12 protein-coding genes are annotated in these 15,214 nt (G+C 49.5%); 2 read left to right on the forward strand and 10 right to left on the reverse strand.

The window, feature by feature from the left end; translation table 11 throughout:
• Positions 1-28 precede the first annotated feature (28 nt).
• The 5 genes from AC0YNS_RS20645 to AC0YNS_RS20665 all read right to left on the reverse strand — a co-directional run bounded on the left by AC0YNS_RS20645 (position 29) and on the right by AC0YNS_RS20665 (position 6,662).
• Positions 29-874 (reverse strand): ABC transporter permease, encoded by an 846-nt coding sequence (locus tag AC0YNS_RS20645; protein ID WP_475782855.1) that lies wholly within the window; start codon positions 872-874, stop codon positions 29-31.
• Between the two features lie 4 nt (positions 875-878).
• Positions 879-1,829: an ABC transporter permease gene (locus AC0YNS_RS20650; protein ID WP_475782856.1), complete on the reverse strand. Its 951-nt coding sequence runs from the start codon at positions 1,827-1,829 to the stop codon at positions 879-881.
• 69 nt (positions 1,830-1,898) lie between these two features.
• Positions 1,899-3,542, reverse strand: a complete 1,644-nt coding sequence (locus AC0YNS_RS20655) for an ABC transporter substrate-binding protein (protein ID WP_475782857.1) — start codon at positions 3,540-3,542, stop codon at positions 1,899-1,901.
• A 241-nt stretch (positions 3,543-3,783) separates the two neighbouring features.
• Positions 3,784-4,875 carry a Gfo/Idh/MocA family protein gene (locus tag AC0YNS_RS20660; protein WP_090982690.1) on the reverse strand — a complete coding sequence of 364 codons (1,092 nt, stop codon included), beginning with the start codon at positions 4,873-4,875 and terminating at the stop codon, positions 3,784-3,786.
• Between the two features lie 161 nt (positions 4,876-5,036).
• Positions 5,037-6,662 (reverse strand): type 2 periplasmic-binding domain-containing protein, encoded by a 1,626-nt coding sequence (locus AC0YNS_RS20665; RefSeq protein WP_475782858.1) that lies wholly within the window; start codon positions 6,660-6,662, stop codon positions 5,037-5,039.
• A 147-nt stretch (positions 6,663-6,809) separates the two neighbouring features.
• Here AC0YNS_RS20665 and AC0YNS_RS20670 point away from each other — a divergent pair, with 147 nt between their 5' ends.
• Positions 6,810-8,612 (forward strand): sensor histidine kinase, encoded by a 1,803-nt coding sequence (locus tag AC0YNS_RS20670; RefSeq protein ID WP_475782859.1) that lies wholly within the window; start codon positions 6,810-6,812, stop codon positions 8,610-8,612.
• Complete coding sequence (locus AC0YNS_RS20675; RefSeq protein ID WP_475782860.1) at positions 8,593-9,378, forward strand: response regulator transcription factor; 786 nt, start codon at positions 8,593-8,595, stop codon at positions 9,376-9,378. The genes AC0YNS_RS20670 and AC0YNS_RS20675 overlap by 20 nt, the downstream gene beginning before the upstream one ends.
• 72 nt (positions 9,379-9,450) lie before the next feature.
• On the opposite strand, the gene AC0YNS_RS20680 is transcribed toward AC0YNS_RS20675, so the two are convergent.
• The 5 genes from AC0YNS_RS20680 to AC0YNS_RS20700 form a co-directional block, all read right to left on the reverse strand.
• Positions 9,451-10,332, reverse strand: a complete 882-nt coding sequence (locus AC0YNS_RS20680) for a carbohydrate ABC transporter permease (RefSeq protein ID WP_475782861.1) — start codon at positions 10,330-10,332, stop codon at positions 9,451-9,453.
• A gap of 19 nt (positions 10,333-10,351) precedes the next feature.
• Entirely contained in the window at positions 10,352-11,251 is a 900-nt protein-coding gene (locus AC0YNS_RS20685; protein WP_090982813.1) for an ABC transporter permease, read from the reverse strand.
• Between the two features lie 97 nt (positions 11,252-11,348).
• Complete coding sequence (locus AC0YNS_RS20690) at positions 11,349-13,094, reverse strand: type 2 periplasmic-binding domain-containing protein (protein ID WP_475782862.1); 1,746 nt, start codon at positions 13,092-13,094, stop codon at positions 11,349-11,351.
• Positions 13,095-13,876: 782 nt separating this feature from the next.
• Positions 13,877-14,389: an acyl-CoA thioesterase gene (locus AC0YNS_RS20695; protein WP_475782863.1), complete on the reverse strand. Its 513-nt coding sequence runs from the start codon at positions 14,387-14,389 to the stop codon at positions 13,877-13,879.
• A 60-nt stretch (positions 14,390-14,449) separates the two neighbouring features.
• The gene (locus AC0YNS_RS20700) at positions 14,450-15,178 is read right to left on the reverse strand and encodes a polysaccharide deacetylase family protein (protein WP_475782864.1); all 729 of its coding nucleotides are present in this window, start codon (positions 15,176-15,178) and stop codon (positions 14,450-14,452) included.
• Positions 15,179-15,214: the final 36 nt, after the last annotated feature.

The raw sequence follows: 15,214 nt of genomic DNA on the forward strand, positions 1-15,214 counted from the left end.
ACTCACTCCCTTGTGCCTGGTTCACCGGTTATCTCCGAGTGAGCTTCGGTTCAAATCCGACGCGCAGAATATCACCCAGCACGTTGAAGCTAAGAACCGTCAGTAATATAAATAGTCCTGGAAACACCGCCAAGTAAGGCGCCTGTGCGATATAGCCCTGCGCATTGTTGAGCATGCTGCCCCACGTTGCGCTAGGCGGCTGCACCCCAAAGCCCAGAAAGCTAAGAGATGACTCCATCATAATCGCGTTACCGATCGTATTCGTAGCGCCTACGATAATGACAGGCATCAGGTTCGGCATAATATGCCGAATGATAATGCCGACGGCGCTCTGCCCGGAAGCTTTGGCATATAGCACGAATTCACGTTCTTTCACCGTCATCGTCTCGGCCCTTATAATTCGAGCGATATTCATCCACATTAATAATGCAATAATTAGAATAATGCTGCCGACATTCGGCTTCAAGAAAATGCTGAGCAAGAGCAGGACTAGGAACGAAGGAATCGACATGATGACCTCCACGCCCCGCATGAGTACATTATCCAGCTTGCCGCCGAAATAGCCGCTGATCACCCCGATGGTGACGCCAATACCCGTCGCCACTAACATGGATGCGAAGCCAACCATCAGCGACACACGACCACCGAACAACGCCCTTGTAAAATAATCACGACCGAAGTCATCCGTCCCGAACCAGTGGGCCGAGCTCGGCTTCTTCAGCCGTTCCGATACATTCAATTGATTGGGATCCTGCGAGGAGAGAAACGCCAGAATAGCGCCGATCGTCAGCACCGCCAAGATAACGACGGCCGCGATCCCAAATTTATTCGACAGTAGCTCGATTCTAACATTGCGCCATTTGGTGCGATTCATGAAGTCACCTCGTCTGTTTGATTCTCGGATCGGCAATGCCGTACAGCAGATCCGCGGCCAGATTCCCTATTATCAGCATCACGGATGAGAACAGCGTTATGCCCATAATAACGGGATAATCCATTCCCCTCGCGGCTGTCATGCCCAGTGATCCGATACCCGGCCAGGAAAATATCGTTTCCGTCACGATAGCGCCTGCCACCAAATCGGCCATGGACAGCCCAAGCAGCGTAATAACAGGCAGCAGCACATGCTTCATGACATGGCGATACAGAATCTTCATTCGAGTTGAACCGAATGCATATTGGATTTGTACATAGTCTTCTTTCAATTGTCCGATCGTACTCGAACGGATATAGCGCACATAGCCGGGCATGAACCCGAATGCCAACACGAGACAAGGCAGAATGCCATGCTTAATGACATCCCAAGCAGAGCTCGTACCGATTGTCCGCATGCCCATACTTGGCAGCCAGTGCAGCTTAACCGCAAAGAAATAAATAAACAGAATGGCAAGCCAGAACAGCGGCACAGAAATACCGATATAGGATAAGAAATTAATCAGCTTGTCCACCCATTTATTGCGGTATGCCCCTGCCAACAGCCCCAGCGGGATCGCAAGCAGTACGGCCAATCCAATCGCGGCGCCCATCAGCCCTGCCGTTGCAGGTAACCGATCGATGATTTGCTCTGTCACCGGCTGATGATTAATGAAGGAGTAACCCAGGTTACCTGTAAGGCAAGCTTTCAGCCACTCCCAATACTGTACAATCGCGGGCTGATCGAGCCCCATATTATGCCGAATCCGTTCAATATCGTCCGCATGCATGGCTGGCGTAACGAACGAAAGCACCGGATCGCCCGGAGCCATCTTAATCATAGCAAAGCAGACAACCGAGACGAAGAAGAGCATCGGGATGGTCTGCAATAATCGTTTGGCAATGAGCTGTCTCATGCTGGATTCTCCTTGCTTTCAAGTAGCAAAAAATAAGCTGGAACGATCCAGCTTATTTTTTGAACGTTCTTATTTCAAATATAGTTTGGACGGATCTTCGAAGATTACGACTGGTTTCAGAACCGCTTCGTCAATGCCGCCATAGCGTTTGTCCATGGCAACGATTGTTTTCGTGTAACCGATTGGGAAGAGAGGAGCATCATCCGCAACGATTTCTTGAATCTTCTTGTACACTTCACCGCGTTTTGCAGTATCGCCTTCCGCAGCGCCTTGCTTCCACAAGCCGTCTACTTCCGCATTGGAGTAATGTGTCGTGTTATAGTCAGCACCTGTCGCGTACAAGATGCTGTATGCATCAGGGTCAGAACCCATAATGTAACCACCAACGAAGAATTCGAAATCGGCTGCCTTCGGATCGTAAGCCTTATCGCCGAAAGCCGATGCATCCATATTTTGCAGTTCTACATTAAGACCGACTTCTTTAAGCTTCTGTTGCACGTATAGGGAAACCGACTCTTGAACTTTGTTGCCGCTCGACACGATGAAACGCAGCTTCTGTCCTTCTTTAACGCCTGCTGCTTTCAACAGCTCTTTCGCTTTCGCTGTATCATTGTCAAATGAAGCAACGTCATTCGTTTGGTAAAGGGTATCCGGCGTCAGGATCGAATGAGCCTGCTCTGCATAATCAGCAGAGGAGTAAGCCGCTTGAATGAGTTCTTCACGGTTTAGCGCATAAGACAGAGCTTGACGAACTTCTTTCTTCTTCAGAATGCCGGTGTCGCTGTTTGCATTGAAGTTCAGGTAAGACAGACGACCTTCGCTATAAGGCTTAATTTCGAAATTGCCTGTTGCATCAATTGTCGCTACGTCTTGCGGATCCAAGTATTTCACGTTGATCTCGCCGCTTTGCAGCGCTAGGTTCGCTGCATTCGTATCCTTAGCAACACGGTACGTAATGGAATCCAGATGCGGTTTGCCGCCAAAATAGTTATCGAAACGATCAAGCGTCAGGTATTCGCCTGTTTTGTATTCTTTGAATTTGAATGCACCGGAACCGATTGGCGCTGCATTCTTCGTGCTTTTCTCAATATCCGCTTCGTTCTCGAAGACGTGCTTCGGAATCGGCGTGATTTGTACCAAGGTTGCTTCGAATGCCGGGCTAACGCTCGGAAGCTTGAAGTCAACAGTAGTATCATCCACTTTAACCGCTTCGATTGGCTTGCCGCCAATGATCAGGTTGCCGCGCAGGAAGCTGTTTTGTTTCTCTTCCAGAATCTTATTGAATGTGAAGACAACGTCATCGGCAGTCAGTTTCTCGCCATCGTGCCAAGTCAGGCCGCTCTTCAGCTTTAAGGTATAAGTTAGGTTATCGGCAGATGGCATCAAGCTCTCTGCAAGATAGAATGTTTTCTTGCCGTTGTTGATTTGAAACAATGGTGCATATAGAGCTTGGTCAATTGTCAGGCTGACACGGTCGCTTGCATAGTTCGGGTTAAGGATTGTCGGATCAGCCGCTACAGCAATAATGAGGCTGCCGCCATCCTTCGGCTGCGATGCGTCGGTACCCGCATTGTCAGAGCTCTGTGTATTATTGGCCGGAGCGTTATTCGAAGCTGTGTTGTTCGAGTTCGAATTGCCACCGGAGCATGCACTGATTACCAGGGTAAGTAGGGCTAGAACGATAACGACGGGTAAACTTCTCTTGCTGCGCATTCTCTCATCCTCCAAGTATCTCTATGAAGAGTTTCAATTTGATATTCGTAATCATACATCGGAATACTCGGAATTACAATACCCATTCCAATAAGTATTCGTTAAATCTTAATTTTACCCATTATACTTCATTTATGAATCGCTGTGCGCGGGCAAATAAGGCAAAAAAGCGACCATTTACTGGCAAAATGCCGAGAATGATCGCTTTTTCTCAAAGACGTCTATACCTTCATAAAACAAACTAGCCGCGTGTAACGGATTGAATGTTGCCGGATGCCGCGCTCTCATATACCGCTTGGATACATTTGAAGTTAAACACCGCATCTTCGTTCAAGAGCGCAGCCGAATCATGACCCAGTACGCGTTCTACGAAGAAGTAAAGCGGCGCATCCATAAAGCTGTACGCATTGTCATTCGGAACTTGCGCTTCTTTCTCGGCTACAGAGCCTTGCTCGTCGAAGCGTTGAACGACTGCATCGCCGCCGAAATACGGCGACCATTTCACTGCGCCCAGCGTACCTTCAATCTCAACCAAGGAATAAGCTTCGCCATGCGTACAGGAAGAACGCTCATATTGCACGAGCACAGGACGGTCTTGGCCTTGTGCATGATAGCGCATCAGAGCGCCGGAGTTATGCTCCACATCGTAAACGACATCTTGCGGATCTGCGCCTGTTATAGGCTTTGCGATCCAGCCGCCAAGCACATCTACAGCCGATGGCTGAAGAATATCAGCAAGTACGGTGAAATCGTACGGACCCCAGTCCGTCAGAATGCCCCCGCCGCAAAGCTTGCTGTTCAAGAACCAACGGCTCTCCGGTTGGTACTCGACGCCTGCTCTTCCGCGTTGATCGCGGTGAATGAAGCTCACTTTGTAGATTTCGCCCAGGGCGCCGGAAGCTACAATCGCCTTCACTTGCTCTGTCTTCGGCAGACCGATAAAGCGGTCGCTGCAGTCGCCAAACAGCTTGCCTTGGTCCTTCGCCAGCTGCGAAAGCTCATCTGCTTCGGCAGCGTTCATCACAAGCGGCTTCTCGCAAAGTACGTGTCGGCCGGATTTCAGCGCATAGCTGGACAGCTCGAAATGCGTGAATGGCGGTGTGCATACAACAACGACATCATGCTCTTGTGCTTCTTCTGCCAGCATATCCTTCATATCGCTGAACGTAACAGCATGCGGAAACTGCTCAACAAAACTAGCCAATGCTTTCGGATTCGGATCCGCGACCTTCAGTTCGATGTCTGTCGGTGTTTCCCCGTAAAATTTATAAGCTGCTTCTGCGTGTGTGCGGGCGATGAAGCCTGCGCCAATCAGGTAAATTCTTGTTGCCATTCATGCTCACTCCTATACGTATAATGATAACCAGTCCCGAACTTCGTGCGCGGGCACGGAATACGTTATTATAACCCGAAAACGGTTACTCTATCAATCGTTATTCCGAAAAACCACGTCTCGCTTCCAACCCTGTCCAAATGTGCCACGGAAAGAGCCCCTTACTTCTTCAGCTCTTCCTTTACTTCCTCGACGATTTTGTCGCCGCCTTGCTCCTTCCAGTCCTTTACGAACTGGTCAAACGCATTTATCGGCTCATCGCCCAGTACGATCTTGTAGAAGGTTTCGGTCTCCATCGTCTGCAGGTTCGCCCAGCGAGTCTCCATCGTCTGCGTCATAGCCGAATACACCGGTTCGGTCACGTTCATCGGTAGTTTCAGTATGCCCGCTCCCATTAAATATGCTGCAGGCGGAGCCCAATCATCTGCATTCTTTCTCGGGTTCTTCCGATCGCGCAGCTCTTGCTCATAGACCAGCTGCATCTCGCCGTCCATCTCTTCCTTCTTCACCTTGCCGGCCAACGCATCCAGCAGCAGATCATGCTTACGCGTAGCCGCATCGGCATAGTCGATCGTCATCAGAAGCGGCCATAGGCCATGTCCAGAATCCAGCTTGATCGCCTGCTCATCAGGCGTACGCTCCGCCTGCACGCGCATGTTGGAGTACACAACCGCCGCCTCCGGATGCTCATAACCTTTTCGCACAACGAGAAAATTGTTACTTACCGGAACGCTCGCAATATTATATTGACCTTTCTCATCTTCAATCATGAATGGCTTCCAATCCGCTTCGGGATTCTTCTTCACGGCATCGACGAGTGCCCACGGCACCCACCAGGGGCCGAAGAAGGCTCCGCTCTTCCCGTTTAGGACCAGCTCGTCCGGATTTTTGCGAAGCGCAAACTCCTTATCAATCAAGCCTTCCGCATACATATCGTGAATCGCGTTAAGCGCTTGCTTCGTCCCGAACGTCGTAGATCCGTATACAACATCGCCATTCTCATCCTTGATCCAGATCATCGGATAGGCATGAAAGGCATTAAAGATGCCTTTGAAATCATGAATGCCGCCGCCCTCTGTTGCAAGCTGAAAGCTATTCCCCGTTAGTCCAATCGTGTCCGCTTGTCCATTGCCGTCCGGGTCCTTCTCGATGAATGCATGGAGTACCTGTTTCAGCTCATCGATTGTCCTCGGCGCCTTGAGATTCACTTTATCCAGCCAGTCTTTGCGAAGCCACAGAATGGACGGTGCATCCGCTTGAATCGCCACGCTTGGCAGCGCCATCAGCTTGCCGTCATAAGTGGCTTTCTCCAGCGCCTTGTCCTCTGTCGACTTATAGAAATCCTTCATTTGAGCCGAAGCGTATCGCTTGTAGACAGTCGTTAGATCCTCAAGCTGATTGGCTGCAGCCATGGCGCGAAAGGTCTTCTCATCCACAATCATCGCGTCCGGTATCTCGTCATTTGCGATCGCGAGCTGCATCTTCTGATCGAAATCCGTAGAAGAAGCGTCCCATAGCACCTTGGTCTTAATATTCGTTTTGTTAAATACATAATCCGTATATTCATTATCTTCAATCGTTTCCCCCGACTTCAACTTCAGACCGGGTCCAACGGATTTAATAACGCTCATTTCCACCGGCTCCGGGAGCTTGAAATAATCAACCTTCTCGGGATTGGCCTCATCGCTGCCGACATTCCCCGTCTTGTCCGCGTTGCCGCCTCCGCAGCCTGCCAATACTAAGGATGCAGCCATAACTAAAGAAACGGCTTTCATTAGCTTGTTCAATTCGCAATAGCCCCCTCTCCCGGTTGCTTGCCGTGCTGCTTCCATCATAGCATGAAAATTGAATGATATTAAATGCCTATGCCATGTAGTATATTACACGGCAAGTGAATTATAATTGTGGGGAGATCACGCTTACATCAGGAGAAGGTGAATGGACTGAAACTGCGCAAACCTCGAATCGGCATCGTGAAGAAAATGATTATCGGCTATATCGTCATCATTCTGCTGCCCACCATCTGCATCGGGTTGCTGTACTATAAACAGATTCATAATAACGCGATGAAGGATTTTGCCAATAACCGCGAATACTTCATCCAGCAGTTCGGCTCCTCCCTGACGATGAACATGAATCAGATCGAGATGATTCATGATATTTTTCAAACGAATAAGGTGCTGAGCGGCCTGCTATCCGGCAAGTACAAACAGGAGTCTGAGCAGGTCGGGGTCTATCTGAAGGAGCTCGTTCCGTTATTTTCCTTCTATAAAAGCAATTCGTTCTACATCGATCAAATCCGGATCTATAAGACAGACCCGAAGGTGCGGAGCATGGGGACAAGCATCGTGGACAGCGATGGCAGCATCCCGTCGCGAGCCTCCGGCCTGAAGGTCGGGGAAGGCTATTGGCTGCAGGAAATGTCTACGCCGTCTGCGCTGCAAATGATCTATTACAAGAAACTGTACAATGAGAATTTCACCCAAGCGATTGGACTTATGGAGATCAGGTTGAAATACACGTTCCTCTCCAGCATGTTCCACTCCTCTGATGTGAAAGGTACGCCGCTGCACTATTACATGGCCGAAGACAGCAATCCGAGAAAAGGCATCACCCATACCGAAATTGTGGCATTATCGGCCAAGCTGCCGCTCGAAAGTTCCGACAAGATGCGGATCTACTCGTCCGTTCAGCAGTCCAAATCGCTGCAGTACCTGGATTCGGAGCTTGGCCTGCTGATGATGAACAGCTTCTATGTACCGCGGCTGTCCTCCACGATCTTGACCGTGACACCGACCAGCGAGCTCTTCCAGAAAACGAAAAATTCCGTACGATTCTACTTGCTGATGATTAGCGCCTTGCTGCTCATCCTCTCATTCGCCTATTTCTTTACCGTCTCCACTGTCGTGCAACGCATCGTCAAGCTCGGCAAGCATATGCGAGGTAACCTGCTGGCCAAATATAAAGAAGAACAAGACAGCGATGAGATCGCCTTCCTCGTCTCTTCCTACAATAAAATGATCGATCGCAATGACGAGCTGATGAGCAAAGTAGACATTTCGCAGCTTCGGCAGAAGGAAGCCGCTTATCTGGCGCTGCAGGCCCAGATTAACCCTCATTTTATCTACAACGGGCTTGAAGCGATTCGAATGGCCGCAGAGGAAAGCGACAGCCCTGACGTAGCCAAAATGATCTATGCGCTCGGACAATCGATCCGTTACAGCTTGTCCAAGAGCCAGTATGTCGTGCTGCGGGACGAGCTCTCGCATATTCGCAGCTACCTGCAAATTTATAAGGTTCGGATGGAAGAGCGGCTTCAATACGAAATTGATGTCGAGGATGAGAGCCTCCTTCGCATCGCCTGTCCGCGATTTATCATCCAACCGCTGGTGGAGAACGCCATCGTGCACGGCATATCCAAGAAGCGCGGCACAGGTACGCTGCGCATCCGCTTGTACAGCGAAGGCGCCTTAGCCTTGGTTCGCATTCAAGATGACGGGGCCGGTATCCCGCCGGAGCGGCTTGAGATGCTTCGTCAGAAGCTTGATGGCTTCGTGGGTACGCAGGAGCCTGAACAGGAGCAGGGCGGAATCGGCGTTATGAATGTCCATGAGCGAATGATCAGCCATTTTGGACCCGCTTATGGGCTTAGGATAGAGAGTGAGCCAGGAGTCGGAACGACGATTACATTATCCATGCCGAAGGAGGGAAATGCCGTTGAAGCTCCTCATCGTTGAAGATGAAGCGCCAATCTTGCGGGGATTGCTGCGCAAAATCAAACAATTCCATACCCCCTTCACGGACATTACAGGTGCCTCCGGCGCGGCGGAAGCACTGGAGACGCTGCGGCAGCATGGGGCTGATCTGGTCATGACCGACATCAACATGCCGGAGATGAACGGGCTGGAGCTCATCCAAACCGCTAAGAGCGAAGGGCTATGCAGCCGCTTCATTATTTTGTCCGGTTATGATGATTTCTCTTATGCGCGGGATGCGCTGCGGCTGCAGGTCATCGACTATCTGCTCAAGCCTATCGATGATGAACAGCTTGAAGAGCTGCTCACCCGGCTTGGCCAAGCCGCCCTCGCTGAACATGAGAAACATGAGGCCGAAGAGCAGGAGACCTTCACTGAGGTCGCTGAGCATGACTATGTGGAGAAGCCGGAAGCCAGCAAGCAAATGCTGGAGTATATTGAAGCGAACTACGTGAGAGATCTGTCTCTCAGTTCCGTTGCGGAGCATGTCGGCCTGCACCCTAACTATGTGAGCCATCTGTTCAAGAAAGAAAACGGCATGAATGTGCTCGCCTATATCCAGCAGCTCAGGGTCATCAAAGCGAAGGAGCTGCTCATCTCGCGGCCTTCTCTGCCGCTTAGCGAGGTGGCGATGCAGACCGGCTTCGAGAGTCAGCGGCATTTCTTCAAGGTGTTTAAGAAACATACGAACATGACGCCTCGCCAATTCGGCGAAGCCCAGCATCCGGCGAAGAAGGAAACGCATTAACGCCGAACCATCACTGTTGACAGACAATATTTAAAGCCGACCCCACAAGGGTCGGCTTTTTAGCTGCATGACCTATTCTTTTACCGCACCGACCATCATGCCGGATACGAAATACTTCTGCATGAACGGATAGACGAGCAGAATCGGAAGCGAAGCGATAAACACTTGCGACGCCTGGATCGTACGATTCGATACTTTGTTCATAAGCTGCGCTTGCGCCTTCGTAAGCAGTCTGCTGTTCGATTCCACAAGGATGGTCTGCAAGTAAGACTGCAGCGGGTAATCCTTCTGGCTTTTCAAATAGATCAATCCGTCAAACCATGCATTCCAGTGTCCAACCGCCGAGAATACGATCAGCGTTGCAATAATCGGCATCGACAAAGCGAGGTACAGCGTACCGAGAATGCGGAAATGTCCTGCACCGTCCATGTACGCGGACTCTTCAATATCCTTCGGAATATTCCGGAAGAAGTTGGAGAGGAGCAGCACGTTAAATACCGAGATCGCGCCCGGAATGACGAGCGACCAAATCGTACCGTACAGATGGGTGTTCTTCACGATCATAAAGGTCGGAATAAGACCGCCCGAGAACAGCATCGTGACGACAAAGTACCAGGCAAAGAACGACTGATGCTTAAAATTCTGTTGGCTCTTGGAGAGTGGGTATGCCGCCAGTACCGTGAGGAACATGCTGATTGCCACGCCAAGAAAGACACGTTTCACGGAAACGAACATCGCCGTCCAAAATTCGGAGTTGCTTAGAATATATTCATACGACTTCAGCGAGAACTGTACCGGCCAGAACGTAACCTCGCCGGCCGTTACCGCGCTGCTCTTGCTGAAAGAAATCGCAAGTACGTGAAGCATAGGAATGAGACAGGCAAGTGAGAACAGAATGAACAGCAAGCCGTTCAAGTTCAAGAAAATACGTCTGCCTAACGAACGATCTACCATTTAATTTCCCCTCCAGACTTTAGAAAATGCGATGATCCGATATTTTGCGGGCCAGATAGTACGATGCAACAATGAGGATTAGGCTGACAACGGAACGGAACAAGCCGATCGCAGCACCTAACGAATATTGAGCCTGCTGAATCCCCATCCGATAGACCCATGTATCGATAACATCGCCTGTCGAGTAGACAGCCGAAGAGTAGAGCATAAGTACTTGTTCAAAGCCGGCATTAAGAATGTAGCCAAGACTTAGTGTCCCCATAAGAACAATGGTCGATTTCATGCCTGGAAGCGTAATATTCAGCGTTTGTCTCCAGCGGCTTGCGCCGTCCATAACAGACGCTTCGTAAAGCGTCGGATCGATTGTCGTAATTGCTGCAAGATATACAATCGTACCGAAGCCGGTTATTTGCCATGTCTCAGTAGCTACAAGAATATAAGGAAACCACGAAGCTTTCTCAAGGAAAATAATCGGGTCAAAGCCCATTTTGCCAAGCATCACATTAATTAAACCGTCACGAGAGAGCATATCCCGGAAGATGCCGCCGAGGATAACCCACGAAAGGAAGTAAGGAAAATAAACAATGGTTTGCACGGTACGCTTGAACACTTTTGATACAATTTCATTGAGAAGAATGGCAACCGCAATGGCTGCGAACGTTTCGACGATAATTTTCATCGTTGCGATAAAGAGCGTGTTGGCAACGACTTGCTTCACATCAGGAATTTGCATGAGACGTCTGAAATGATCCAAGCCTACCCATTTGGAGCCAAAGAAACCTTGCGTCGGCTCATATTTCTGGAAAGCCATGATAACCCCGAACATCGGGAGATAGGAATAGATAAATACGACAACGACTGGAAGAATTAGCATGAGATACAGCGCCAGCTGCTTCTTCGGAATTTTGAAAGCGTTCATAAGCTCGCCCCTTACGATGACTAAATTTAAGGCTAAGAATAGATGCAGAGAACGGATGCACGTGCCATCCGAACTCTGCAGGTTCTACTCCAATTCCTTATTTCTTCTCAAACCACTCTTGAACGCTTTCTTTGTTCTTCGCTTCAAACCATTTGTTCACGACCGGATTTACAGCGGAAGCATACATGGAATCGTATTGCTTCAAGAAATCGTCATACGCGCTGATGTCTGCACCTTTCACTACGTTCAGGAACATAACATCCCATGCTTTTTTGATGATTGGTGCATTGTCGAGCATTTCTTGTGTCGGCATAGCTGTGTACTCGTTCATCGCGAATCTTTTTTCCTTGATGTACTGATCTACGACAGCAAGGGAGCCTTTGTCTGTATAGGACAGGTAGGACGGGAATCCGGCAGCATCATTCTTATCTGCATAGGATTTGGATTGATCATAGAACAGTTTATACGCTTCGGACAGCTTATCCGTCGAGCCTGTTTTGAATGCATCGCTAATGTCTAGGAATGCTTGATAGTTGAACGACGGGTTGTAGATCGGCATCGAGTACAGTTGGAAAATACCTGCGTTCGTTGTCGGATCTGTGTTGTATTTACCGAACTGCATCGTCTCCGGATTGTTGTTCAAATCATGGAACAGGTTCGCCATCGTTACAAGCGCCTCAGGGTTTTTAACGCCCTTCTTCGCTACATTGACACCAAGAACGGTCGCTGCCGTAACCGAAGATTTGCCCGGTTTGTCGTCTACCGATGGAATGCCTACCGGCTCCCATTTCGCATTCGGGTTCTTCTCAAGTTCTAGGTTAAGCGGCCACCAAGCATCCCACAGTCCGCCGAAAGCGACGAACGATTGTGCATTCACGATTTGCTCGTTGTATTTCGCACTGTCAAGCGATGCGAAGTCTGGGTGGATGTAGCCTTTCTTGTAGTACTCTTGCAGTTTCAGAAGCGCAGCACGCGTGTTTTCACGTGTTTCTGAACCGAACATCCCGTGCTCGAGCTCGCCTTTGCTGTTCTTCACCCAAATGTCCGGATACGAATGGAACATATTGAAGAACGCGCCGCCGATACCCCAGTTAACGGAATCCATGCTGGCGTCTGCCAGTGGAATCGGGTATTTCTCTCCGCCTGTGCCGTCGTAGTCGTTCTTCTTGAACGCTTCAAGCACTTTGTCCAAATCAGCAACTGTCTTAGGCGCCTCTAGGCCGGCTTTCTTCAAGTTGTCTTCACGGATCCAGAGCATGTTGCCTTGATCGTGGTAGGTCATACCGTTAGGCAAACCGTAGATTTTGCCATTCTTCGTTACGCCTTCAAGCAATCCCAAGTAGTCGCCTGTCAAATACTGCTTGGTATATTTAGACGCATAGTCTTGAACGACTTTCGTAATATCCTCCAGTTGGCCGGTCGATGCAAGCTTCTCGAATTGTGGAGGCGTTACATAGAAGAAGTCAGGCAAGTCGCCGCTTGCAATCATCAGGTTCATCTTCTCTTCGGCTTGCTCGGCGGGTGAAGTCCAATTATATTTCAGCTTGATGCCAAGCTTCTCTTCCCAAGTCTTTGTATAAATGTTGTTTTCAATCGTGATATCTTTGGGCATATTTTGCAGAACGCCGTTGTTCGTATGAACCGTCGTTACTTCAATGGCCGGCGAATATTTGCCAGGATCTTTGGGCTCCGAGTTCGGATCCAGCAGTTTGGAGATGTCAGCGGTTTCATTTGAATCGGAAGAACCGCTATTATTGTTGTTGTTTCCACAAGCTGCGAGTGATAGCGATAACGATAGACACAATGTAAGAGAGGCAAGCTTAACTTTGTAATTCTTTTTCATCTTTAAAATCCCCCTGTTTACTTGAAGTAATGGTGCAAATCCGCTATTTCCAAACTTTACTTTAGGCCAATTGCTGAGTAACTCCGACTCATGAGCTTAGCGTTCGCACGACTTGCTTCTACACAGAATAGAAACGTTTCAAAGACCGGGAGTTTCTTCAACGCTTCGCTATTGAATGCGCTTCCCAATGAAGATCGCGTGCGTATCAGGTATCCGTCTACCTCCTTCATTTCTATATCCACACTATACATGAAGCGCTTTCAAGATGAATACGGATCATTTCTTATATGATAGTGACCAAAATTAAGATTGCTTGTTTAAGTGTCGTTTATACAGGGAAAATCAGCTGCGAAAATGGGATAATGAGGCGGAATTGCGAAACGTTTCACTAATTCCGATGGAGTCGCGGATGTTTGGCGATAAATCGCAAGTTGCTGCTGGCTCGAAGTCGCAGAGATTCGACTTATTCGAGTATGAGAGTGCCTAGGAAGCTACTTTGGTGGTCGGTCGGCGGAATAGGTGAATGACTGGGGTAACTAGGGAACTGCTTATGCGGGAATTGGGCGGAATGTGCGCATGAAGCGTACCAGCAGTAGTCGTGGGAGCTACTCTTTGCTCGATTCTGCCGCGTTTCGGAGGATGTGTGGTCCTGGGAGCTTTTAGTTATTTGGAGGCGAAATGTTGCCGGAAAAGCAACATTCCTCAACAAAATGAACGCCCACTTCCGCAGAAAGCGGAAATAGACGTTCACTGGCGATCAAAAGCATACTAGCAGAAACAAGCTACTCCCACGGATACTTCGTCAGCAAGAAATCCGCGAATTTCTTGCTTTCTTCTCTGCGGTGCTTTCGCATTTCGGCGCGGCGCTCGGCGGTTTCGTGCAGCTTCTTCTCTTCCTCCGTCTCCGGCACAATCTCCGGAACGCCTGTCGGACGGTTGTTCTCATCCAGCGCTACGAAGGTGAGAAAAGCGGTCGCGGCGATTTTGCGGTCACCGCTTCTTAGGTCCTCGCGGATAACCTTCACGAAGACCTCCATCGAGCTCGTGCCCGTCCACGTGATGAACGATTCCAGCGAGACCGAGTCGGTTGGGCGTATCGGCTGCAAGAAATCGACGGAATCCGTTGAGGCCGTTACCGCCGTAGCTCGGCACAGCTTCGAGACGGAAATCGAAGCAATATCGTCGATATACGACATCAGCTTCCCGCCAAACAGCGTATTGTGATTGTTGACATCCGTCGGAAACACCCGTGACACTTTGAAGCACCGCGTTTCCCTGACTGTCTTGGTTTCCAAAACCGTTCACCCACCTCAAAGGTACATTTGTGTTATGGGTACGCAGATTTACGCATTTTGTTACGGATATGCATGTGCTTTCTCTTCGATTAGCTCCGATACGGTGACAAACTTAAACCCTCGCCGCGCAAGCTCCGGAAGGATAATCCGCAGCGCCTTCACTGTATGGATAGAACCGGGAATATAGTCATGGAGCAGAACAATATCCCCGTTCCTTGCATTCTTGAGCACCTTGCGCACAATATAATTCACGCCCGGACTGCGCCAATCGCTGGTATCCTGATGCCAGGACCAGAGCACTGTCGTGTAGCCGAGCTTGCGTGCAACTTGAATCGTCTGATCACTGTAGAAGCCGCCCGGAGGACGGAATAAATGCGGCTTCTTGCCGGTCAGCGCGACCAGCGAATCCTCCGTCTGCATAATCTCATTCTGAATCGTCGAGAGCGCGGTGCCCTTCGTCAGAAAAGCATGGCTATATGTATGATTGGCAACCTCATGACCTTCCGCGACTTCTCGCCTAATTAGTTCCGGAAATTCTTTGACACGGTAACCCAGTACGAAGAACGTCGCTTTGGCATTGTACAGCTTAAGCAGATCCAGTATGTCATTCGTCATTTCCGGATAGGGACCATCATCGAAGGTGAGCGCAATCTTCTTCTCATTGAGCGGCACCTCCCATATGATATCCCCCCGGCTCTCATAGAAATAACGGTCTTTCTTCGGCAGCTGAAACCCGCATAACAGGCAAAAGCACAGCAGAACTGCCGAGCAGCGCCATACCACAACCACATGCGTTCCTCCTGTTCATCCATTCAACACCTTATA

The organism is Paenibacillus sp. J22FR21, assembly GCF_056269135.1.